This window comes from Dactylosporangium sp. CA-233914 (assembly GCF_050942935.1).
Taxonomy (GTDB): domain Bacteria; phylum Actinomycetota; class Actinomycetes; order Mycobacteriales; family Micromonosporaceae; genus Dactylosporangium.
Genome location: NZ_CP192030.1, coordinates 2,889,205 through 2,910,937, shown reverse-complemented (window position 1 = coordinate 2,910,937; position 21,733 = coordinate 2,889,205). Strand labels below are relative to the sequence as shown.

23 protein-coding genes are annotated in these 21,733 nt (G+C 72.5%); 11 read left to right on the top strand and 12 right to left on the bottom strand.

Translation table 11 applies throughout. The annotated features are described in order from the left end of the window. Positions 1–9: 9 nt before the first annotated feature. Both pta and ACQPY0_RS13515 read left to right on the top strand, forming a co-directional pair. Positions 10–2,046, top strand: coding sequence for a phosphate acetyltransferase (gene pta / locus ACQPY0_RS13520; protein WP_432988507.1), 2,037 nt, complete (start codon positions 10–12; stop codon positions 2,044–2,046). A gap of 35 nt (positions 2,047–2,081) precedes the next feature. Beyond that, complete coding sequence (locus tag ACQPY0_RS13515; protein WP_432988505.1) at positions 2,082–2,432, top strand: VOC family protein; 351 nt, start codon at positions 2,082–2,084, stop codon at positions 2,430–2,432. A gap of 58 nt (positions 2,433–2,490) precedes the next feature. On the opposite strand, the gene ACQPY0_RS13510 is transcribed toward ACQPY0_RS13515, so the two are convergent. Both ACQPY0_RS13510 and ACQPY0_RS13505 read right to left on the bottom strand, forming a co-directional pair. Beyond that, complete coding sequence (locus tag ACQPY0_RS13510; RefSeq protein ID WP_432988503.1) at positions 2,491–3,207, bottom strand: M23 family metallopeptidase; 717 nt, start codon at positions 3,205–3,207, stop codon at positions 2,491–2,493. A gap of 907 nt (positions 3,208–4,114) precedes the next feature. Continuing rightward, positions 4,115–4,849 (bottom strand): helix-turn-helix domain-containing protein, encoded by a 735-nt coding sequence (locus tag ACQPY0_RS13505; protein WP_432988501.1) that lies wholly within the window; start codon positions 4,847–4,849, stop codon positions 4,115–4,117. A gap of 358 nt (positions 4,850–5,207) precedes the next feature. Between ACQPY0_RS13505 and ACQPY0_RS13500 the strand changes: the two genes are divergently transcribed. Beyond that, positions 5,208–6,668, top strand: coding sequence for an SDR family NAD(P)-dependent oxidoreductase (locus ACQPY0_RS13500; protein ID WP_432988499.1), 1,461 nt, complete (start codon positions 5,208–5,210; stop codon positions 6,666–6,668). Between the two features lie 6 nt (positions 6,669–6,674). On the opposite strand, the gene ACQPY0_RS13495 is transcribed toward ACQPY0_RS13500, so the two are convergent. Together ACQPY0_RS13495 and ACQPY0_RS13490 are read right to left on the bottom strand one after the other, a co-directional pair. After that, the gene (locus ACQPY0_RS13495) at positions 6,675–7,376 is read right to left on the bottom strand and encodes an FHA domain-containing protein (protein ID WP_432988497.1); all 702 of its coding nucleotides are present in this window, start codon (positions 7,374–7,376) and stop codon (positions 6,675–6,677) included. A gap of 105 nt (positions 7,377–7,481) precedes the next feature. Further along, entirely contained in the window at positions 7,482–8,147 is a 666-nt protein-coding gene (locus tag ACQPY0_RS13490) for a sporulation protein (protein ID WP_432988495.1), read from the bottom strand. Between the two features lie 38 nt (positions 8,148–8,185). On the opposite strand from ACQPY0_RS13490, the gene ACQPY0_RS13485 reads away from it, so the two are divergent. Then, a complete protein-coding gene (locus ACQPY0_RS13485; RefSeq protein ID WP_432988493.1) occupies positions 8,186–8,584 on the top strand; it encodes a MerR family transcriptional regulator in 399 nt (132 codons plus the stop codon). Between the two features lie 95 nt (positions 8,585–8,679). On the opposite strand, the gene ACQPY0_RS13480 is transcribed toward ACQPY0_RS13485, so the two are convergent. After that, positions 8,680–9,321 (bottom strand): FMN-dependent NADH-azoreductase, encoded by a 642-nt coding sequence (locus ACQPY0_RS13480; protein WP_432988491.1) that lies wholly within the window; start codon positions 9,319–9,321, stop codon positions 8,680–8,682. A 94-nt stretch (positions 9,322–9,415) separates the two neighbouring features. Between ACQPY0_RS13480 and ACQPY0_RS13475 the strand changes: the two genes are divergently transcribed. Further along, positions 9,416–9,964 carry a MarR family winged helix-turn-helix transcriptional regulator gene (locus tag ACQPY0_RS13475; RefSeq protein ID WP_432988489.1) on the top strand — a complete coding sequence of 183 codons (549 nt, stop codon included), beginning with the start codon at positions 9,416–9,418 and terminating at the stop codon, positions 9,962–9,964. Between the two features lie 3 nt (positions 9,965–9,967). Here the strand turns inward: ACQPY0_RS13475 and ACQPY0_RS13470 are convergent, their stop codons facing one another. After that, positions 9,968–10,510, bottom strand: coding sequence for a TIGR03086 family metal-binding protein (locus ACQPY0_RS13470; protein WP_432988487.1), 543 nt, complete (start codon positions 10,508–10,510; stop codon positions 9,968–9,970). 58 nt (positions 10,511–10,568) lie between these two features. Next, complete coding sequence (locus ACQPY0_RS13465; RefSeq protein WP_432988485.1) at positions 10,569–11,720, bottom strand: MFS transporter; 1,152 nt, start codon at positions 11,718–11,720, stop codon at positions 10,569–10,571. Positions 11,721–11,854: 134 nt separating this feature from the next. Here ACQPY0_RS13465 and ACQPY0_RS13460 point away from each other — a divergent pair, with 134 nt between their 5' ends. The 4 genes from ACQPY0_RS13460 (at position 11,855) to ACQPY0_RS13445 (ending at position 13,773) form a co-directional block, all read left to right on the top strand. After that, on the top strand, positions 11,855–12,625 hold the full coding sequence (locus ACQPY0_RS13460; protein ID WP_432988483.1) for a lytic polysaccharide monooxygenase: 771 nt from the start codon (positions 11,855–11,857) through the stop codon (positions 12,623–12,625). Next, positions 12,622–13,218: a DUF305 domain-containing protein gene (locus ACQPY0_RS13455; RefSeq protein ID WP_432988481.1), complete on the top strand. Its 597-nt coding sequence runs from the start codon at positions 12,622–12,624 to the stop codon at positions 13,216–13,218. Before ACQPY0_RS13460 ends, ACQPY0_RS13455 begins: the two co-directional genes overlap by 4 nt. A gap of 71 nt (positions 13,219–13,289) precedes the next feature. Further along, positions 13,290–13,439: a hypothetical protein gene (locus ACQPY0_RS13450; RefSeq protein ID WP_432988479.1), complete on the top strand. Its 150-nt coding sequence runs from the start codon at positions 13,290–13,292 to the stop codon at positions 13,437–13,439. Between the two features lie 88 nt (positions 13,440–13,527). Then, positions 13,528–13,773 carry a hypothetical protein gene (locus ACQPY0_RS13445; RefSeq protein ID WP_432988477.1) on the top strand — a complete coding sequence of 82 codons (246 nt, stop codon included), beginning with the start codon at positions 13,528–13,530 and terminating at the stop codon, positions 13,771–13,773. A 19-nt stretch (positions 13,774–13,792) separates the two neighbouring features. On the opposite strand, the gene ACQPY0_RS13440 is transcribed toward ACQPY0_RS13445, so the two are convergent. Both ACQPY0_RS13440 and ACQPY0_RS13435 read right to left on the bottom strand, forming a co-directional pair. Next, a complete protein-coding gene (locus tag ACQPY0_RS13440) occupies positions 13,793–14,470 on the bottom strand; it encodes a response regulator (protein WP_432988475.1) in 678 nt (225 codons plus the stop codon). After that, the gene (locus ACQPY0_RS13435) at positions 14,467–15,546 is read right to left on the bottom strand and encodes a sensor histidine kinase (RefSeq protein ID WP_432988473.1); all 1,080 of its coding nucleotides are present in this window, start codon (positions 15,544–15,546) and stop codon (positions 14,467–14,469) included. The genes ACQPY0_RS13440 and ACQPY0_RS13435 overlap by 4 nt, the downstream gene beginning before the upstream one ends. A 116-nt stretch (positions 15,547–15,662) precedes the next feature. Between ACQPY0_RS13435 and ACQPY0_RS13430 the strand changes: the two genes are divergently transcribed. After that, positions 15,663–16,892: an alpha/beta fold hydrolase gene (locus ACQPY0_RS13430; protein ID WP_432988471.1), complete on the top strand. Its 1,230-nt coding sequence runs from the start codon at positions 15,663–15,665 to the stop codon at positions 16,890–16,892. A gap of 63 nt (positions 16,893–16,955) precedes the next feature. Here ACQPY0_RS13430 and ACQPY0_RS13425 read toward each other — a convergent pair whose 3' ends face one another. From ACQPY0_RS13425 to ACQPY0_RS13415, 3 genes are all read right to left on the bottom strand, one after another. Continuing rightward, entirely contained in the window at positions 16,956–18,362 is a 1,407-nt protein-coding gene (locus ACQPY0_RS13425) for an endo-1,4-beta-xylanase (protein WP_432988469.1), read from the bottom strand. Then, a complete protein-coding gene (locus ACQPY0_RS13420; RefSeq protein WP_432988467.1) occupies positions 18,359–18,601 on the bottom strand; it encodes a hypothetical protein in 243 nt (80 codons plus the stop codon). Before ACQPY0_RS13420 ends, ACQPY0_RS13425 begins: the two co-directional genes overlap by 4 nt. A 244-nt stretch (positions 18,602–18,845) precedes the next feature. Continuing rightward, entirely contained in the window at positions 18,846–20,726 is a 1,881-nt protein-coding gene (locus ACQPY0_RS13415; protein ID WP_432988465.1) for a diguanylate cyclase domain-containing protein, read from the bottom strand. 226 nt (positions 20,727–20,952) lie between these two features. Between ACQPY0_RS13415 and ACQPY0_RS13410 the strand changes: the two genes are divergently transcribed. Continuing rightward, positions 20,953–21,702, top strand: a complete 750-nt coding sequence (locus ACQPY0_RS13410) for a hypothetical protein (RefSeq protein ID WP_432988463.1) — start codon at positions 20,953–20,955, stop codon at positions 21,700–21,702. Positions 21,703–21,733 lie beyond the last annotated feature (31 nt).

The window sequence follows — 21,733 nt, the reverse complement described above, 5'->3', positions numbered from 1 at the left end:
ACTAACGCCGTGGCCCGTATCGTGTACCTCGTGGAGCACGGACCCGACTCCGGCAAGTCGGCCGTCGCTCTCGGACTCGCCGAACTGTTGTCCCGCAAGGTTCCCCGGATCGGCGTTTTCCGGCCCGTCGCCCCCGCGTCGCAGGACGTTCTGCTGGAATTGCTGCGCACGCGATACGCTATCGGGGATGATCGTCTCTACGGCGTGACGTATCCGGAGGCCTCCGCGACGCTCGCGGCCGGGCACTACGAGGACCTCGTCGGGCAGATCGTCGAGCGGTTCCGCCCGCTCGCCCAGCACCACGACGCGGTGGTGGTCATCGGCACCGACATCGACGACGACCTCGCGTTCAACGCGCGGCTGGCCAACGAGTTCGGCGCGGTGTGCGTGTCGGTCGTCAACGGCACCGGCGCGGATGAGTCCACATTGGACTCGATGGCCCGGCAGGCGTACCACGCCCTGACCGACCTCGACGCGACCGTCGCCGCCGTCGTCGTCAACAAGACCCCGGGTCCCGTGGCCGCACCGAAGCTGCCGGTGCCCTGCTTCGTGATTCCCGAGGTGCCCACCGTCGGCGCGCCCACCGTGGCCGAGGTCGCCGCCCAGCTCGGCGCGAGCGTCGTCACCGCCGGCGGCGACCGGGAGGCCGCACTCGGCCGCGACGTGCTCGACTACGTCGTGGGCGCGGCGCAGGTTCCCGCACTGCTGAGCCACCTGACCCCGGAGTGCCTGCTCATCACCCCCGGCGACCGGGCCGACCTGCTCGTGGCCGCCGGCGCGGCGCACGCCTCCGGCCTGGTGCCCCTCGCCGGGATCGTGCTGACGCTGGGCATCCCGCCCGACCCGGCCGCGCTGGAACTCTTCGAGCGGCTCAACCCCGGGCTCGCCGTGCTCTCGGTGCCGACCGCGAGCTACGACACCATCGAGCACTCCACGCGGATGGAGCACCGCCTGTCGACCGCCAACCCGCGCAAGGTCGAGGCGGCGCTGGGCGCATTCGAGTCCAATGTGGACACCGTGGCCCTCGCCGACGTGCTGGAGCTCTCGGCGTCGTCGCGGGTCACGCCGCTGATGTTCGAGTACGACCTCATCGACCGCGCCCGCGTGGACCGTCGGCGGGTGGTGCTGCCGGAGGGCACCGAGGAGCGGATCCTGCGCGCCGCGGACATCCTGTTGCGCCGGGGCGTGGCCGACCTGACACTGCTCGGCGACCCCGCGACGATCCGGGCCAAGGCGCGCGACCTGAGCGTCGACCTCGGCGCCGCCCGGCTGGTCGACCCGGTGACCAGCCCGCTGCGCGAGGAGTTCGCGGCGCTCTACCGTGACCTGCGCGCCCACAAGGGCGTCACGCTGGACCTCGCGCGGGACGTGGTGGCCGACGTGTCGTACTTCGGCACGCTCATGGTCCAGCTCGGCCACGCCGACGGCATGGTCTCCGGCGCCACCCACACCACCGCCGCGACGATCCGCCCCGCGTTCGAGATCATCAAGACCGTCCCCGGCCTGAGCGTCGCCTCCAGCGTGTTCTTCATGCTGCTGCCCGACCGCGTGCTGGTGTACGGCGACTGCGCGGTCAACCCCGACCCGGACGCCGCCCAGCTGGCCGACATCGCCCTCTCCTCGGCCGGCACCGCGGCCCGCTTCGGCGTCACCCCGCGCGTGGCGATGCTGTCGTACTCCACGGGCACCTCCGGCTCCGGCGCCGAGGTCACCAAGGTCGCCGAGGCCACCGCCCTGGTCCGCGAGCGCCGCCCGGACCTGCCGGTCGAGGGCCCGATCCAGTACGACGCGGCGATCGACCCCGCCGTGGCCGCCACGAAGCTGCCCGGCAGCCCGGTCGCCGGGCAGGCCACGGTCTTCGTCTTCCCGGACCTCAACACCGGCAACAACACCTACAAGGCGGTCCAGCGCTCGGCCGGCGCGGTGGCGGTCGGCCCAGTCATGCAGGGCCTGCGCAAGCCGGTGAACGACCTGTCCCGCGGCGCGACGGTCAAGGACATCGTCAACACCGTCGCGATCACCGCCATCCAGTCCCAGGGGGCCTAGCGTTTTTTGTCGTACCCGGAGGGCACGATGGAGGGATGATTGCGAGACTCTCCACCGTCGTGCTGGACACCGCCGACCCGGCCGCCCTGGCCCGGTTCTATTCGGAGCTGCTCGACCTGCCCATCACCAGGGTCGACGGCGACTGGATCGACATCGGCGACGGGGCGAGCCGGATCAGCTTCCAGCACGCGCCCAACCACATCCCGCCGCAGTGGCCGGACCCCAACTATCCGCAGCAGCTGCACCTGGACATCTGGGTGGACGACATCGACGCGGCCGAGGCCAAGGTCCTGCGGATGGGCGCCCAGCTACTCTCGACGAGGGAGTCCGGCTTCCGCGTCTACAGCGACCCGTCCGGCCACCCGTTCTGCCTCGAGTACGAATGACGGACTACCCACCGATCGCGAGGCTACACGCGCGGCGACTCGCCCGCGGCGCCGACGATCACGGGTCGAGGCCGGCCTTCGCCGGGCAGCCGTGCTGCTTCTGCCAGGCCTCCAGCTCGGCGACCGGTGACTTCTCCTTGCCGGCCTTCCACGCGTCCAGATACGACCAGGGCCAGATCACGCCCCGCCTGGTCCACCAGTCGCCGGTCTTGGCGCACGCCGGGGACAGGCCGAAGTGGATGTGGCAGGCGCTGGCGTCACCGGTGCGGCCCACCTTGGCCACCGGCTGACCGGCCTGGACCGCCGTGCCCGCCTCGATCCCCTCGTTGATCGAGGAGAAGTGCGACATGTAGTAGCGCGCCCCGTCATTGCCAAGAATCGAGACCGACAGCCCCCCGCGCGACGATCCCTCGTTGACCTTGGCCGCCCAAGTGTCGACCCGAGCCACCTCCAGCACAGTGCCGTCGACCGGCGAGAGGGCGTTCAGACCACAGTTGGCGATGATGTCGCTGGCCGGATAATCGTGATGGTCGTGCGAGTAGGAGCCCTTCCCCTGCAGCGGGAACGCATGCTTGGTCGCGCCACCACTACTCTCGGGCGCCAGCCCGGCGTCCCCACCACCGGCCGCCGACGCCGACTGCTCCACCTGCCGCCCCTGCGATGCCTGGACAACGGGCGCCGACGACCCCGAGTCCGACTCGTCGCCCCCACAGCCGCCCACCCCGAAGAGCGCCAGCACCACAACCCCGGCAAGACCCACACGCAGCACAGACATCGCCCGCAACCCTACGCGCCCGACCAACGCCCCCCAACCGGCCAGTCGTGCACCACCCCCCACCCATTCAGCACGCCCGGCCCCCAACCGTCGCCCCAGCCGCCCACACCCCGCTCCAAGCCCCAAGCCCACCCCGCCCCTCAGGCGCCCGCACCCCGCCCCCGCCGCCCAGCACCCCGCTCCCGCACCCCGACCCCGTCAGCCAGCGCCCCGCCCCTGGTCCCACCTCGGCCAGCGCCCGCCCCTCGCACCTGATCCCGTCCCGGCCAGCGCCCCGCCCCAGCTCCCCGGCACCCGCACCCCGCCCCGCCCCGCACCCCGGCTCCCACCTCGACCAGCACCCGCCCCTCGCACCCTGAGCCCATCCGGGTCAGCTCCCAGGCGTCCGCACCCTGCTCCGCGTTCTGCCTCCCGCACCCTGAACCCGCCTGGGTCAGCTCCCCGGCGCCCGCACCCTGCTCCGCGCTCTGCCTCCCGCACCTTGATCCCGCCTCGACCAGCGCCCCGCCCGCACGCCCTGAAACCGCCGACCAGCGCCCCGCACCCCGATCGCGCCGCTGCCAGCGCCCCGCCCCTCGCACCCTGAGCCCACCCGGGCCAGCTCCCCGGCGCCCGCACCCTGCTCCGCGCTGCCTCCCGCACCTTGATCCCGCCTCGACCAGCGCCCCGCCCCCACACCCTGAAACCGCCAACCAGCGCCCCGCACCCCGATCGCGCCGCTGCCAGCACCCCGCCCCTCGCACCCCTGATCTCGCCTCGACCAGGGCCCCACTCCGCATCCGATCCCACCCCATCAGCGCTGCGACACCCCCGCACCCCGTCCAGCGCGCAGTCAGCCGCTCCCCCGCTCCTGCCCGGCCGGGCCGTGGTGCTCCTTGGCTCGCACCAGGCCGGCGCGGCCACCAGCTCAGTATCGGGCGGCGTAAGTCGTCGGGGGCTCGCCGAACATGGTGGTGAAGTCGCGCACCAGGTGAGCCTGGTCCGCATAGCCCAGGTCCGCGGCCAGGGCGGCCCACACGATCGGCTCGGTCCGGACCCGAGCGGCCATCCGCTCGGTCACCTCATGAAGACGGAAACGGCGAATCACCCATTTCGGGCCCACACCAACGTGTTCAGCGAACAGGCGCTGAAGCCGGCGCTCCCCCACCCCAAACCTCGCCGCGGCCTGATCCACCCGCCTGACGTCCGGGCTCGCGGCGATCTCGGCGACCCAGGCCGCCACCTCGTCGCCCACGGGATCGGCGGCGGGGAGGCCGGCGAGCAGGTGGGCCTCGAGGCCACCGACCAACGCTCGGACATCCGGCAAAGATCCCACCATAGCCGACATATCCCCCAAAAGAGCAGCAACGTCCGGGCTGGGCAGAGCCGGGCCGAAGATCAACCCCGCGGGCACCGAGCGGTCGGTGATCGAGTCGACCGGGGCGTCGAGGTAGCGGCGGAAGACGCCCGCGCGGAACGTCACACCGAGCACCGCGCCCTGCCCGGCAAGGACCCTGCGGACCCGGCCCCGGTAGGCGCCCCGAACCATGGGCGGATCGGCAGTGCCGAAGGTGAGCTGCATGTTCGGGTACGGCACGATCAACTGCGAGTAGTCCGGCTGGCCGCGCAGATCCCAGCGGGCCCACCAGTAGCGCGCCACCACGCCGGTCAGCCCCTCGGCGGCCGGGGCGAACCCGTGGCTCTGGAACCTCGCCCACGCTCCGGCCAGTTCTCGGCGGTCGCGCATCTGCGCCATCTTGCCAGGCGCCGACAGTGTGCCCGAGCGGCCACCACTGCAAGAGACCAACGACCCACAACCCCCTAAGAGGGACTTAAGCGGATATGCCGGATTTGTCAGAGAAGGCGCGCTTTACTGAGGCGGTCACGAGAACGACGCGGGGTCGCCGGGTGCGCAACGGGGGACGGCGGCGCCGCTCAGCAGCGGGTCCGGGCGGCAATGGGGCCGTCCCGGGCCCGTTTCTGTTTGGTGTGGTGGCGGGGGCGTTGCGTACAGTTCCGGGGTGACCCCGCACGACCCTGCCCTGACTGACGAACGGCCCGGCATCGACCCCGAGCGGCTGGCGATCTGCCTCGCCGTGTTCGAGGAGCTGCAGGAGCTGCCGCCCGAGCACCCCGACGTGCTGCTCGTGCGGCGGGCCACCTCGCACCTCTACAAGCATGTCAAGCGGCAGCGGCGCAGCGAGCGGCGGGCCGCCGTCACCGAGAACGACCGGATCGTCACCGAGGCCACCGCGACCGGGGCGCCGGGGCGGATCGACGACGAGACGCAGGGGATCGCGCTGGTCTCGCCGACCGCCGGGGCGTCCGCCGGGCGGCTGCTGCGGCCACGGTCGTGCTACACGTGCAAGACGCGATACGTCGACGTGGACGCGTTCTACCACCAGCTCTGCCCGCCCTGCGCGAGGCTCAACCGGGAGCGGCGGGACCAGCGGACCGACCTCACCGGGCGGCGGGCGCTGCTCACCGGCGGGCGGGCGAAGATCGGCATGTACATCGCGCTGCGGCTGCTGCGCGACGGCGCGCACACGACGATCACCACGCGGTTCCCGAACGATGCCGTGCGGCGGTTCTCCGCGATGCCCGACAGCGCCGACTGGCTGCACCGGCTGCGGATCGTCGGGATCGACCTGCGCGACCCCGCGCAGGTGGCGGCGCTCGCCGACGACGTGGCGGCGCAGGGGCCGCTCGACATCCTCATCAACAACGCGGCGCAGACGGTGAAGCGGACCGCCGGGTCGTACTCGCACCTGGTCGCGGCCGAGTCCGCGCCGCTCGTGCTCGACGGGCCGATGCCGGACGTCGTCACCTTCCACAAGGCGGACCCGCACGCGGAGCTGACGCTTGCGGCCGGGGTCGCGCCGACGCTGATCCCGCCGGACGCGCTGACCGCGCTCGCGCTCACCAGCCGCAACACGACGCCCGAGCGGATCGCGGCGCTGACCGCGATCGACGCCGGCGGACTGGTGCCGGACCTCGCCGACAGCAACAGCTGGGTGCAGACCGTCGAGGAGGTCGATCCGCTGGAGCTGCTCGAGGTGCAGCTGTGCAACGTGACCGCGCCGTTCATCCTGGTCTCGCGGCTGCGTCCGGCCCTCGCGGCCGCGAAGGCGCGCCGGAAGTACGTCGTGAACGTCTCCGCCATGGAGGGGCAGTTCAGCCGCCGGTACAAGGGGCCCGGGCACCCGCACACCAACATGGCCAAGGCCGCGCTGAACATGCTCACGCGCACCAGCGCCGAGGAGATGCTCGGCGACGGGATCCTCATGACCGCCGTCGACACCGGCTGGATCACCGACGAGCGGCCGCACCCGCAGAAGATGCGCCTGCACGAGGAGGGCTTCCACGCGCCGCTGGACCTCACCGACGGCGCCGCGCGGGTCTACGACCCGATCGTGCGCGGCGAGCGCGGCGAGGACCTGTACGGCTGCTTCCTCAAGGACTTCGAGCCGTCGAGCTGGTGAGCTCGCCTACCGCAGCTGATAGATCAGCATGAACTTGCCGACCTGGACCTCGTCGCCGTCGTTGAGCGTGGCGCTCTTGACCCGCTCGCCGTTGACGTAGGTCCCGTTCAGGCTGCCCAGGTCCAGCATCGAGTAGCCGAAGCCGCCGCTGTTGCGGTGGAACTCGACGTGCTTGCGCGAGACCGTGTTGTCGTCGAGCACGATCTGGTTGGCCGAGTCGCGGCCGCAGCGCACGACCTCGCCGTCCAGCGCGAACTCGGCCCCGGCCTCGGCGCCCTTGCGGATCAGCAGCGTGGCGCGGCCCGACGGCAGCTTCTCCATGTGCGCGGTCAGGTCCAGCGGCTGGGTCGGACCCTCCGGCGCGGCGACCGAGGCCGAGTTGAGCAGCTCCTCGGTCGTCAGGATCGGCACGCCCCAGTGCCGGGACAGCGCGATCGCCTCCAGCGGCGCCGCCGGCACCCGGATGCCGGGCCCCAGCACCAGCTGGAACGGCCCGTGCGCGGCCACCACCTCGATCGCCCGCAGCGGCGCGTTCAGCGCGGTCAGCGCGCGCTGGAACAGCTCCGCGCTGATCGGCTCGTCCATGCTGCGGGGGCCGCCCTCGACGGGCAGCTGCAGGTGCCGGCCCGTGGGTTCGTCCTTGAGCAGGACCACGGGACGGCTCTGCCAGGTCTGCGCTCGCACACCCACCACGACGAGCTCTCGCATGCCCCGCCTCCCACGTCCGTAGGCAACTGCTGTCAACCCTTGTGCCGCTAACGGTACCGTGTCGGCCGATCGAATCCCTGGCCCGGTCCGGGTCGAGGTCAATCGTCAGATCTGCCCGATCTGTCGCATCAGCCGGTCGACCTCGGCCGCCCAGTCGACGCGTTCGCGCCGGTCGTGGCGGGTGCGCACCCGGCCGTCGAGCACCAGCTCCACGAAGTCCGCGCCGGTCGTGAAGCCGACAGCAATTTCGGTGGCGATCTGCTGATACTGCGGCGCGACCCAGAAATCGAACACCTGTGACACGTCGGCCGAGTTGAACCGGAACCCCAGTTCCCGCAGCGCCTCCAGCGCGGCCGCCTCGGCCGGTAGCGGGTGCACGGCCACGAAGTCCAGGTCGCCCGGGTCGACGGCGAACGCGACCTCGAGGTCCGTGCGCACCCCGACGGCCAGGCCGGGGACCCGCTCGCCATACACATGCGTCACGGGAGTGGCCAGCGGAAGCGCAATTTCCATCGGTACGGCATGTGCCGTCCTCGCGTCCAGCCGGAACCCGCCCGCGATCGTCTGCCGCGCCAGCTCCACGGTCCGCGTCCCGTCCCTGGTCACGAGGGTCAGGACGATCTGCTCGATCTCGACGTCGCGCTCGCCGCCGATGAGACGCACCGCTCCGGCGAGCGACTCGCCCGGGCGCGTCACAGGATTGTCTAGTACCGTGTCGACGGTCGGCCCGCCCACGCCGAGGGCGGCGCGGCGCAGGCTCCGGAAGACCATGGCGGGCACACTAGCACGCGGCACTGTAGGGTTGGATCGTGTCAAGACTGCTGCGGATCGGGGAGCTCGCTAATCTCGCCGGCGTGTCGACCCGCACCGTCGACTTCTACACCGGACTCGGCCTGATCGAGGCGACCCAGCGCACCGCCGGAAACTTCCGGCTCTACGACGCCTCCTGCATCGAGCGTATCGCGGCGATCAAGGTGCTGGAGGCCAACGGGGTCTCGCTGGCCGACATGGCCGGCGCCCTGGGACGCGGCGCCGGCGACCTGACCGGCCAGCTGAGCCAGGTCCAGGGCGACATCGAGACGCTACGCGAGGCGGCCGTCCACGCGGGCCCGGCTGCACATCAGCTCCTGCTGGCACTGACCGCGCGGCTGCAGTCGCTGGTCCACACGGCGATCGAGCTGACCAACAACCTGCCCCCACTGGGCTGACCAGGCCGGCGCAGGCTTCCCGGCCCGCAGCGCCCGCGCACGGCCTTCGCCCACCGACGTAAGGCCGCACGCGGGCGACGCCGCAGCCGAGGCGGTCAGGCGCGGACCAGGTCCGCGACCCGGCGGCCGTGCGCCGCGGCGCTCTCGTGCCCGGCCTTGAGCAGGTCCGCCGCCAGCCCACGCAGCGGGGCCATCGCCGGGTTCACGTCGGCCAGGGTCAGCTCGGCCTCGGCCACGTGCACGTCCAGGTGGAGAACCTCGGCCAGGACGCGCTTGAGGTATGGCGAGTTGTGGTCCCACCCCTCCTTCGGCGTGCCCGGGCCGTAACCGCCGCCCCGGCTCATCGCCAGCACCGCCGGGCGGCCCGCCAGCGGACGGTCGCCCGCCGCGCCGAACGCCTGGTTCAGCAGGACCACGTCGATCCAGGTCTTGAAGTGGGCGGGGACGCCCCAGTTGTACAGCGGAACCGCGAACACGTACGCGTCCGCGTCCAGCAGCTCCGCCGACAGGCGCTCGACCACGGCCTGCGCCTGCGGCACCGGCGGGGCCGACGGGTCGAGCGCGGACAGGACCGCCTTCGGCCACAGGTCGGCCGGGAGCGGATCGGCGACCAGATCACGGCGGGTCACGACCGCGTCCGGGTGCTCGGCGAGCCAGGCCTGCTCGGCGGTGTCGGCGAGCGCGCGGCTCACCGAGCCGGTCGTGCGGATGCTCGCATCGAGGCGAAAGAGATGCATTTGCGGTACCTCCACGATGTCCAGTGGCAACGCAGAAAGTCTGCATCGCAGAACATCTTGTGGCAAGAGTGAGTGAGCTGCTTATCATTGCTGCATGACGCAGGCGCCGCAGAGCCCCGCTCACACCCACGTCGACCTCCAGTCGGACCTCGGGTGGGCGCTGGGCGTGCTCCTGCGGGCCTACGCCAAGGGCGCCCAGTCGGTGATCGCCGACATGCCCGGCGGCCCGCGCGGCTACCAGGTCCTCACCTCCGCGGTCGACGGGGCGGCGCACACCCAGCTCGCGCTCGCCAACAAGCTGGGCATCGACCGGACCGTCATGACGTATCTTCTGGACGACCTCGAGAAGGCCGGTCTCATCGAGCGCCGCCCCGACCCGAGCGACCGCCGCGCCCGCCAGATCTTCGCCACCCCGGCCGGCCGCGCGGCCCTGTGCGACCTGCAGCGCAAGCTGCGCCACATCGAGGACCGCGTGATCGGGGCGCTGCCGGAGGACGACCGCGCCCGCTTCCGCGAGCTGCTGCGCACCGTCGCGGTGGCCATCGACGAGCACGACCCGCTCAGCGACCCCTGCACGGTGGTGGAGACCTTCAGCGGCGTCGAGCCCGCGGCCCGGACCCGCCGCCGCCGGCCGACGTCGTGACCGTCAGGGCTTCCAGAGCGGATCGCGGCCGCTGAGCGCCAGCACGCGGTCGAACAGCGCGGCGTCCTGCGGCACACCGACCTCGGGCCCGTAGACGCCCATCGTGCGCCCCTGATCGGCGGAGCGCTCGACCTCGGCGTACGTCAGCCGCAGCACCTCGTCGTCGAACCCGATCGGCGCGCCGAGGGCCCGGGCCAGATCCCATCCGTGCAGCACGAACTCCCCGAGCACCATCCCGCCGACCAGGTCCGCGGGCAGCTCGATCGAGCCCATCGACGTCATCCCCGCCCACGCCGCCGGCTCGCCCCACGCGGAGGCCAGCCGCGAGACCTGGGTCCGCAGCGAGTCATGGACGGCCCCGGGCGGTACCGACTCCTTGCGCGCGGCCCCTTCCAGCGGCGGCCCCCACTCCAGCAGGTGCGCCACCAGACCCCGCACGTCCCACTCCCCGCAGGGCGTGGGCCGGTCAAGGTCGGACGGCTCGATCCGATCGACGATCTCGAGCAGCACCGGCGCGGCGGCCGGCAACAACGTGTGCTTTTCCATGCCGCCCAAGATTCCGTACGACCGCCCGCCCGTCTTGAACAAACGCGACATCCCTGATTTATCGCGCCTCCCCGCGGGCCACCGGCCGCAGCCACGGCACTGCGAGCAGAATCACGACCGGCGGCAGGATGAAGCCGGCGCGCGTGGACGAAGCGGCGTCCAGGATCACCCCGTCCAGGGCCGCGCCCGCCGCCGCGCCGACCGAGAACGCCGTGGCGACCCACGCGAAGGCCTCGGCCGCGGTGCCGGCCGGCGCGATCCGGTCCACGGTCATGAAGGCAGCGGCCAGCAGCGGCGGCAGCGACAGCCCGCACAGCACGACCAGCGGCCCCATGGCGAAGGCGGAGGGCGGCGTGAGGAGCATCGGGACGTACCCGAGCCCGAGCAGGAGCGCGACCAGGGGCAGCCGCCGCCCCGGCACCCGGATCCGGGTGTTGGCCAGGCCGCCGATGAGCGCGCCGAACGCCTGCGCCGCGAGCAGCCAGCTGGACCAGGAGCGATGCCCGACGCTCTCGGCGTAGTCGAGCAGGGCGACGGGCAGGCTGCCGACCCCGGCACCGACCAGCACGACGGCGGTCAGCAGCAGCCGCAGGGGACCCGAACGCAGGGCACCGGCCCAGTGCCGCTCGGCCCGCTCGCCCCGCCACCCGCGCACGATCGGCGTCGAGACGAACCAGAGCGTGCCGACGAGCTGGAAGCCGGCGGTCGCGTACACCCCGGCGCCCCCGCCGCCGAGCGCGACCGCGGTCCCGGCGACGAGCGGCCCGAAGATGAAGATGAGCTCCTGCACGGCGATGTCGAGCGTGTACGCCGTCGGCACCTGCTCCTCGTCCAGCAGGTCGCGCCAGAGCACCCGCAGGCCGGCCTCGAACGGCGGGGCGCCCAGGCCCGCCAAAAGCGCCGAGCACAGGGCCGCCCACAGCGGCACGCCCTGCACGAGGACGACGAAGCCGAGCGTGGACACGGCGGCGCCGGCGAGCATGACCGGCGGCTGGCGCAGGCGGTCGGCGATGCGGGCCAGGACCGGGCCGCCGACCGCGAGGCCGGCCGTGTAGACGCCGACGAGCAGGCCGGCGGCGGCGATGGAGAAGCTCTCCCGCGCGTACAGCAGCAGGGCCACGGGCGCGGCCCCCAGCGGCAGCCGGCCCACGCAGCTGGCGGCGAGCACGCGGGCGACCTGCGCGGTGCGCAGCACGGCGGAGAGGGACATGGGCGTGATCATGCCATCCCCCGCCCGATTAACGACACCATAAAAACGCGTTAGTCCGGATTTGAAAAACGCAAGAGGGCTCGTTAAGCGCCGTTCCGTTAATTTTTGAGTACCCGAGAGAATGGTGTCCGACAATGCGCAGAACAGTGCTCTATCCGCTGGTCGCCCTGGGTGCGGCGGCAGGTTCTCTGGTCTTTGCCGACCCGGCGTCGGCCCACGGATACGTGTCGTCACCGCCGAGCCGGCAGGCATTGTGCGCCCAGGGAAAGGTCGCCGACTGCGGTCCGATCCAGTACGAGCCGCAGAGCGTGGAGGGGCCGAAGGGGCTGCGCAGCTGCGACGGCGGCAAGTCGCAGTTCGCGGTGCTGAGCGACGACGGCCGCAACTGGCCGGCGACCCCGGTGGGCACGTCGGTGACGTTCAACTGGGTGCTGACGGCGCGGCACGCGACGAGCACGTGGGAGTACTACATCGGCGACAAGCGCATCGCGCAGTTCGACGACGGCGGCCGGCAGCCGGCGGCCACGGTGTCGCACCAGGTGAGCCTGGCCGGATACAGCGGCCGCCAGAAGATCCTGGCGATCTGGAACATCGCGGACACGGCCAACGCCTTCTACAACTGCATCGACGTGCAGGTCGGCTCCGGCGGCTCGACCCCGGCCCCGACGCCCACCAGGTCCCCGACGAAGGCGCCGACGACCCCCGCCCCGACGAAGTCCCCGTCCAAGTCCCCCACCGCGACCACGACGACGACCGGGGCGAGCACCGACTGGGCCGCCGACACGCAGTACAACGTCGGTGACGTGGTGACGTACCAGGGCAAGCGCTACCAGTGCCGCCAGTCCCACCGCTCGATCTACACGTGGGAGCCGATCTACACCCTCGCCCTCTGGCTGCCGGTATGAGGCGCCTGATCCTCGCCCTGGCAGCCGCCGCGCTGCTGCTCGGCGGCTGCGGCGGGACGGCCGAACTGCCGAGCGTCCCGGCCGCCGTCGAGGGCATCGCCGAGGCCGACGCGGTCACCGCCGACGGCCCGCACAACGACTTCGACGTGATGTTCCTGCAGATGATGATCGCCCATCAGCAGCAGGGCCTGCAGATGATCAAGATGGGCGAGCGCAAGGCGGTCCGCCAGGAGGTCATCGACCTGGCCGGGGCCATCGACGTCACCGAGGCCGAGGAGGTGCGCAGCATGCAGCGCTGGCTCAAGGCCTGGAACGTGCCGCAGACCGAGATCACCGACCCGGCCGGCCACGCCGCGCACGGCGGGCGCCCCGCGACCGGCCCGGAGGAGATCAAGGCGCTGCAGGACGCGACCGGCACCGATTTCGAGACGAAGTTCCTGAACCTGCTCGTCGCCCACCAGCACAACGCGGTGGAGCTGGCCCAGCAACTGGCCACGACGGGCCAGAACACGACGGTGAAGCAGCTGGCGGAGCGGGTACAGATGTCGCGCACCCAGCTCATCAAGCAGATGCTGGTCCTCGCCGGCGGCTGACATGTTTCCGGCGCGCCGGACCCGGGGCATGAGTACCGGTGAGATCCGAGCGATGCCGGAAGGGTGGAGCGATGTCGACGCGGACCCAGGCCATCAGCCGCTGCCCCGAGTGCGGCGCCCGCGTGCACGTGAACGCCGGCTCCCCGACACCGTCGCACCAGCCCGACGGCGCCGGCCCCGGTGCGGGCGAGTGCCCGGGGAGCGGCCGCCCCAGCCGCTGACCGAGATTCGGGTGGTCCGGGGGTGAAAGCCCCGGATCACCCGTTTCGTGCGATCGGCCCGGGCCGCGGCGCCCGCACGATCGTTGGCATGCTGCACCTCGATCCCGACAGCGTCCTGGTCACCACGGCCGCGGAACTGCAGACCAAGCACCTCGAACGCGACCCCGACGACCCCTCCCGCTGCGGCGCCTGCGGGGCTCTCCTGCCGTGCCCGGTCGAGGCAGCCGCCGCTCTTGTCTGCCGCGCCGGCGGCCTGTGGCTGGAGGGCGACACGATCGTCGACGCGCTGGAGCCCCCGACCCAGCTGATCGCGATACTCCCCGCGCCCGTCTAGACGGTCCGATCGAACCGCGTCAGGCGCCGCCCGGACGGACCAAGCCGTGGTCGAACGCGAACACCACGGCGTGGATGCGGTCGCGCAGTTCGAGCTTCTCGAGCACGTGCTTGACGTGGGTCTTCGTGGTCGCCTCGCCGACGTGCAGCGCCGCGGAGATCTCGGCGTTGGAGCGGCCCCGGGCGAGCAGGGTGAGCACCTCACGTTCCCGGTCGGTGAGGCGGTCGATGCGCCGCCGAACCTGCGGGTCCGGCTGCCCCGGCACAGCCCGGGCGAACTCGGTCAGCAGGCGGCGGGTGACGGACGGGCCGAGCATCGCGTCGCCGGCCGCCACCGCACGGATGCCGTCCAGCAGCACCTCGGGCGGGGTGCGCTTGAGCAGAAAGCCGCTGGCTCCCGCCCGTACCGCCGAGAAAACGTATTCGTCGACCTCGAAGGTCGTCAGGACCAGCACCTTGGCCGCGGTGGACCGGCAGATCTCCGCGGTGGCGGCGATGCCGTCGAGGTCCGGCATCCGCACGTCCATGAGCACCAGGTCGGGCCGATGCCGCTGGGCGAGGTGCACGGCCTCGCGGCCGTCGGCCGCCTCGCCGACGATGACGAGGTCCTCCTGGGTCTGCAGCATCATCCGCAGGCCGGTCCGCATGAGGTGCTCGTCCTCGGCGATGAGCACCCGGATCACGGCGGATTCGGTCATGCCGGAATCTCCGCCGCGACGCGCCAGCCCCGGTCGCCGTCGGGTCCGGCGGCGACGACCCCGCCGACGAGCCGCACCCGCTGCGCCATCCCGGCGAGCCCCCGCCCGGTTGCCGTGCCGGCCTCGGTGGCCTGGCCGGGTCCGGCGCCCTCGTCGCGCACCTCGACGTGCACCGCGCCGCCCTCCCGCCGCACCCGGACGGTTGCCGTCGTCGGCGCGGCGTGCCGCAGCACGTTGGTGAGCGACTCCTGAACGATCCGGTGCACGGTGTCCGCCACCGGCGGCGACAGCCCGTCCAGGTCCCCGCCGAGGTCGACGCTCACCGGTACCGATGCGGGCAATGCGGCCACCAGCGATCGCACCGAGTCGGTCAACGCGACCGGCGCCGCCTCCAGCAGCCCGAGGATCCGTTCCAGGTCGGTCATCGCCCGGCGGCCGACGTCCTCGATGTCCGCGAGCGCCCCGGCGACGGCGGGGTTGCCCGCGCCGAGGCTCAGCCGAGCCGCGCCGGCGTGCGTCACCATCACGGTGACGGCGTGACCGACGGCGTCGTGCAACTCCCGGGTGAGCCGTGCCCGCTCGTTCGCGACGGCGAGGTCGTGCCGCGCGAGCTGCGCCTCCCACCGGCCCCGGCCGACCTCCCCGGTGAGCCACGCGGCGCCGTGCACGAACGTGGCGATGACGACCGTCGACACATTGTCGGCCGCGAACGCCAGCGCGGTGAGGGCCACCGCGACCGGCGGTATCGTGACGGCGAGCGCCCGTCGCCGCGGCCGGGTCTGCACGACCATCGTGACGGCGAGCGCAGTCGCGAGCGACAGGTTGGTGACCGGGTGCCCGGTGAGCGCGACCGCGACCGTCGCCGCCGCGCCGCCGGCCAGGGCCGCCACCGGCGCGAGCCGGCGAAGCGCGATCGCGAGGAACCACACGACCGCAGCGGCCCGCACCACGACGGGGCCGTCGAGCACCGACGCGGTGACGTCCGACGGCCCGACCGGGATCACCGCCGACAGGTACGCCAGCACGACGTCGACGGCGATCCAGCCCCAGCGCCTGTCCGGCCTGCGCGTCTCCACGAGGGCCAGGGTAGGCCGTCCTGCCACGGGTGGAGCGGCGGTCCCCTCGCAGGGGGAGCGACCGGAGCCGTCGCGAGCGACGCGCGCCGACCGCGCCGGCGGCGAGGCTTGCGCACATGAGGAAATTCCTGTTCCCCGCGCTCGGCTTGCTGCTGGCGCTCCCGGTGGCGGCCGCCGCGTTCGTCGCCGGCGCCCTGGTGAGCGACGTCCCGCCGGTCCTGTCCCTGCTCGCGCTGGTCGGCGCCGCGCTGGTCGCGCTGCTCGGCGCGCGGCTCGGGCGGCTCGGTCCGCGGCCCGGCGGCGCGGTCGTCGCCGTCGCGCTGCTGCTGACCGTGAGCGCCGGCCTGTACACGTTCGGCCCGTCCCTGGGGTCGCTCCCAGCCGCCGAGCCGAGCCAGTTCTGGGAACTGCCGACCGGCTCGCGGCTGGCGTACACCGCGGTGAAGGCGCAGGGTCCCCGTCGCGACACACCGGTCGTGCTGCTGCACGGCGGCCCCGGCACACCGGGCGACGGTCCCGGCGACCTCGGTGCCGCACTGGCCGCGGAGGGATTCGACGTGTACGCCTACGACCAGCTCGGCGGCGGCGCGTCGACCCGCCTCGCCGACCCGACGGGGTACACGGTGGACCGGCAGCTCGCGGATCTGGAAGCGGTACGGCAGCGGCTCGGCGCCGAACGTGTCGTCCTCGTCGGCGGCTCGTGGGGCGCCACGCTCGCCGCTGAGTACCTCGCCGCGCACCCGGAGCACGTGGCCGCCGCAGTGTTCGTCTCCCCCGGCGCGATATGGACCCCGCAGTGGCGCGACAGCGGCGAGGGCGACATCTGGGACCGCCTCACGCCGGCGCAACAGGCACAGGTCGACGAGCTGGAGGCGAGCCCGAAGCTCGCCGCGTGGTCGGTGCTCATGGGCGTCAACCCGCGCGCGGCCCACGCCCTGGTGCCGGACGCCGAGCTGGACGCGGTCTTCGACCGTCTGCTGTCGGTTGCCGCCCCGGCCGCCACCTGCCACCCGGACCGCCCGGTGACGGCGCCTTCGGCCCGGCCCGGCTTCTACGTCAACCAGCTCACCTCCGCGGACCAGGACACGCGCCCGGACCCGCGTCCGGCACTGCGCAGGGTGAGCGTGCCGGCGCTCGTCCTGCGTGGACAGTGCGACTACAAGCGGTGGGAGATCGCCCGCGAGTACCGTGAGACGATCCCGGGCGCCCGGATGTTGTGGATCCCTGACGCCGGCCATGTCATCGAGTTCGAGCAGCCCCGGGTGTACCGCGAGGCGATCGTCGGCTTCCTCACCGGCCGCCCGCTGCCGCTGCCCGACTACACCGGCACCGAGGCGCCGGCCTAGATCTGGATCACCGCGGCTCCGAGGGCCCCGGGCCTGCCGCACCGGGGTCCTCGGAGCATCGCGTCAGGAGCAGCTCACCGCCGGGATCGCATTGGTACCGTTCCACGAGGCGAGGAACCCGAACGTCGCCGGCGGCGTGGCGTTCCACGAGGCCGGCTTGACCGTGACCGAAGCGCCCGACTGCGTGACGGTCCCGCCCCACAGCTGGCTGATCGTCTGGCCGTTGGCGAAGGTCCAGGTGACGGTCCAGCCGGTCTTGCCGGTCACGTTCACCTCGCCCTGGAACCCGCCCGGCCAGCTGCCGACGATCTTGTACGTCGCCGTGCACGACCCCGCCGGCGGCGGGCTGGACGAGGCGCTGGGCGAGGGCGAGACCGAGCGGCTCGGCGACGGCGACGCCGACGAGACCGACGGCGAGGGCGACGAGACGGTCCCGCCCAGGGCGGTCACGATCGCGTTGTACGCCGTCGGCTTCTGCTGCAGGTTCTCGTCCCACGGCAGCGCCGCGCCCTGGCCGGAGAACGTGCTCGGCACCCACGAGTACTTGTCGGTGTAGTCCCAGATCGTGATGCCGACGCAGCGGGTCACCGCCACGCAGGCCTTCACCACGTTGCTGTAGTAGGTCGCCTGGGTGGCGTCCTTCGTCGAGTCCCGCGGCAGGACCATGCGCACGTCCAGCTCGGTGATCGCCACGTCGACGCCGAGGTCGGCGAAGCGCTGCAGGTTCTGCTGCATCTGCGACGGGAAGCCGTACTGGATCGCCAGGTGCGCCTGGAAGCCCACCCCGTCGATCGGCACGCCCTGGGACTTGAGCGTCTTGACCAGGTTGTACATCGCGTCGGCCTTGGCGCCCAGGCCGTCGGTGTTGTAGTCGTTGATGTACAGCTTCGCGTCCGGGTCCGCCGCGCGGGCGGTGCGGAACGCGGCGGCGATGTAGTCGGTGCCCATCGCGGCGTAGAACGGCGACGTGGAGCGGAACGTGCCGTCGTCGTTGAAGGGCTCGTTGACGACGTCCCAGGCGAAGACCTTGCCGCGGAAGTGCGTGGCGACCGCGGTGATGTGGTTCTCCATCGCCGCCTGGACCTCGGTGGCCGGCAGCTGCGAGACCCAGCCGGGCAGCTGGTTGTGCCACAGCAGCGTGTGCCCGCGGACCTTCATGTTGTGCGCTTGCGCGAAGGTCACGACCGCGTCGCCCTTGGTGAAGCTGAAGGCGTTGCGGGTCGGCTCGGTGGTGTCCCACTTCATCGAGTTGCCCGGCGTGGTCTGGCCGAACTCGCCGCCGCCGAGGATCGCGGTGTAGGCGGTGTCGGTCAGCTCCGGGTTGTCGGTGGCGGAGCCGAAGTACCGTCCGTTCGCCGCCGCGAGGGACTGCAGCGTCTGCGTCGCCGCCTCGGCCCGGGTCAGCACGAACGTGAACGTGCCGGCGGCCGCGAGCAGCGCGGCCGCGCCGGCGAAGAGTGTGCGCCTCATGACGAAACTCCCGCGAGGTGATCCTTGATGCCGTTGAAGCCGATACTGGTGCTGGCGCCGCCGGCGAGCGCGCCGTTGTACGACATGCTGGCGGCCGTGACGTTGGCGGTGAACCCGCCCTGGCCGGAGCCGCTGCTCCAGTCGTTGGTGGTGTACGTGACCTGACAGCCCGCGGCGGCCTGTGCCGAGGTCGGCAGCAGGCCGCCGGCCACCGCGAGGGTGGTTGTGCGGTACCGCATAGGGCTCCTTCGAGCTTCGGGTGGCGGAACGCACCGAGCCCGCCACCGCGGCGGCGGCGACCGGCCCAGGCGTCTGGAAGCGCTCCCATCCTTCGCCGTGTCCTTGGGCCGTCAAGCGCTTCGACACCTTCGCCCCCGTTGTCCGAGACAACGACTGAAATTTCCATCGATGCGAAGCGGAGCCGCCTCCCGGAACTCCTCGCGTTCCGCGCCGCCTCGACGAGCGGGCGCGGCGGCCGCGTGGTCACCAGGTCAGCTGGCGGTCCGGGGCGTGCTTGACGGAGTACATCGCCGCGTCCGCGGCCCGCAGGAGCGTGTCGGAGTCGGAGAGCGCGCCGCAGGCCGCACCGATGCTGGCGCGGATCGGCACCCGGGCGCCGTCGATGACGACCGGCTCGGCGAAGGATTCGTGGACGCGGCGGGTGAGCTCCTCGGCGTACTCCAGCGGCGTCCCCGGCAGCAGCACCGCGAACTCGTCCCCGCCGAGCCGCGCGACCGTGTCCGCCGGGCGCACGCAGCCGCGCAGCCGGTCCGCGACCGCGCGCAGCAGGGCGTCGCCGGCGTGGTGGCCGAAGGTGTCGTTGACCGCCTTGAACCCGTCCAGGTCGATGATGAGGATCGAGGCGGACCCGCCGGCCACGGCGATGCGCTCGGCGAACAGGGCCCGGTTGGCCAGGCCGGTCAGCGGGTCGTGGGTCGCCTCGTGGCGCAGCCGGTCCTGGAACGCGATGACCTCGGTGATGTCGTGGGCGTTGTACACCACCCCGCGGATGCTCGGCACGTGCAGCAGGTTCGTGGCCACGGCCGACAGCCAGCGCACGGTCCCGTCGGAGCGCTCGACCTGCAGCCGCAGCGTGATGCTCGTGCCGGGCCGGGTCAGCAGGTCGGCCAGGCGCGAGCGCAGCGCGTCGTGGCCCGCGGGCACGATGAGCTCCTCGATGCGCCGGCCGATCACCGCGTCGGGCGGGACGCCGAAGGTGCGCTCGACGGCCGGGCTCGCGTAGGTCAGCACGTGGTCGGGGCCGGCGATGACCGTGATGTCGGAGGAGTGCTGGACCAGGGCCCGGAACCGCTCCTCCTGCTCGGCCAGCGCGTGCAGGCTCCGATCGAGCTGGCCCAGCAGCCGGGCGTTGTCGGTGAACGCGATCAGCTGCCGGGTCACCACGATGCCGGTGACCAGCACCACGCCGATGACGACACCCCACACCTTCACCGTCAGCGGGCCGCCGGTCAGGGACACGACCAGCAGCGCGAAGGCGGCGACGACACCGAAGTACGGCAGCAGGCTGAACGGCCGCGCCGGGCGCCGCTGCAGGATGTCCGGATCGGCGCGCAGGTTCACCTCGTTGATCCGCGGCACCGCGGCCAGCAGCGCGCACGGCAGCAGCCGGGCGAGCATCGCCACCTCGGGCCGGGCCACCCCCACCAGCGCCGGCGTCAGCCCCGTGCTGAGCCCGACGAGCACGCTGGCCAGCCCCGCGCTCCAGCCGGCGATCGGGGTGAACGGCATGTTGCGCCCGAGCATGAGCTTGACGAGCCCGAACGAGCCCGCGAGGCTGACCCCGGCCGAGGCCAGGGCGAGCAGCAGCGCCCCGCCGCCGGCCCGCCAGTCACCGCTGGGCAGCAGGTACCACACGAAGACCATGGTCGCGGCGACCACCGTGGCCGCGTCGAGCGTGAACCGCAGCCGCTCCCGCCCGGCGGTGCGGGTCGGGTGCAGGACCATGGCGAGCAGGCAGACCAGCGACCCGCACGTGACCAGCCCGGACTGCACCGCCCCGCCCTGCACCATCCCGTCCACGGGCGTCGCGAACGTCTGGACCCCCTGCACCGAGTCGGCAACGGTGAAGAACACGGCCGCGACCGCGATGAGCCGCCAGAACCGCCGGTGCGCCCCCGACACGCCCGGCCGCGAGCTCATCCGCGCCGAGAACACCGCGAACACGACGTCGAGCAGCACCTGGAGGGGCCAGAACAGCGCCAGCTTGGCCACCGCCGCGGCCCCGGGCAGCGCATACCAGACGGTGAAGGCGGCAGTGAGCACGAGCAGGACGCGTAACACGGGGTCGCGTAACATCGCGGCACTCGCCGCCGGGCGAGCCCGCTGCTCATCGGATGTGCTCACGGCACTCCATTCATTGCGCCGGACTCTACAGCCATTTCGGGCGGCGTAGGGTGCCGTCTACATCGTCCCTACGGCCCCGGACCTGAGTACGGATGAACGAATTCCGCGAGATCTACGCCGCGGGGATGCGGTCCGCCGGATTTGCCGCATTGATGGGGGCGATGCCCGGTCGCCCGGGACGACTGTCCCTGGTGGCCCGGGACGGCCGGTCGCTCTACTCGGCCGTATGAGAAGAACACTCGTCCGCGCCGGGGCCGCCGTGCTGCTGGCCCTCGCGGGGTCCCTTGCCGCGCCCGGCACCGCCGGTCACGCGTCGCCGCTGTGTGACCGGCCCGTCCCGCCGCCGAGCTGTGGCGATCCCGATCCCGATCCCGACCCCGGGCCCGTCGACGCCCCGCCGCTCGGATCCCTCGACACTGTGACGTTCGTCGGCAACGGGGTGCGCGTCACCGGCTGGGCCGCCGACGCCGACGCGAACGGCCCGATCCAGGTGCACATCTACGTCGACGGCGCCTTCGTGCAGGGGCTGACCACCCGCGCCGACCGGACCTTCGACGGGTTCGCGCCGTCGGGGCACGGGGCCCACACCGTGTGCGCGTGGGCGCTCAACGTGCCCCTGGCCGGTGCCACCCCGGCGGCCAACCGGCAGATCGGCTGCAAGAGCTACGACGTGCCGGTGGTGGCGAACATCCGGTCCTGGTACGACTTCACCGGCGGCCGGTGGATGATCGCGTTCGACGACAACGTGGCCGGCGAGTCCGGGTTCGAGGTCCGGTGGGACTACTACGTCCTGCAGAACATTCCGGGCTCCAGCCAGCAGATCGCCTGGCCGCAGAGCCTCACGTACACGCTGCCGGCCCACCCCGGCACCGGGCCGGTGTCACTGCCCGCGCCGAAGGGCCGGCCGGACCACGCGTTACGGCTCACCGTCACCGCGCCGGGCTTCGGCAGCGCGAGCACCACCAGCGTGTACTGATCCCGCCGGCCCGGGCCGGGCAACCGCACCG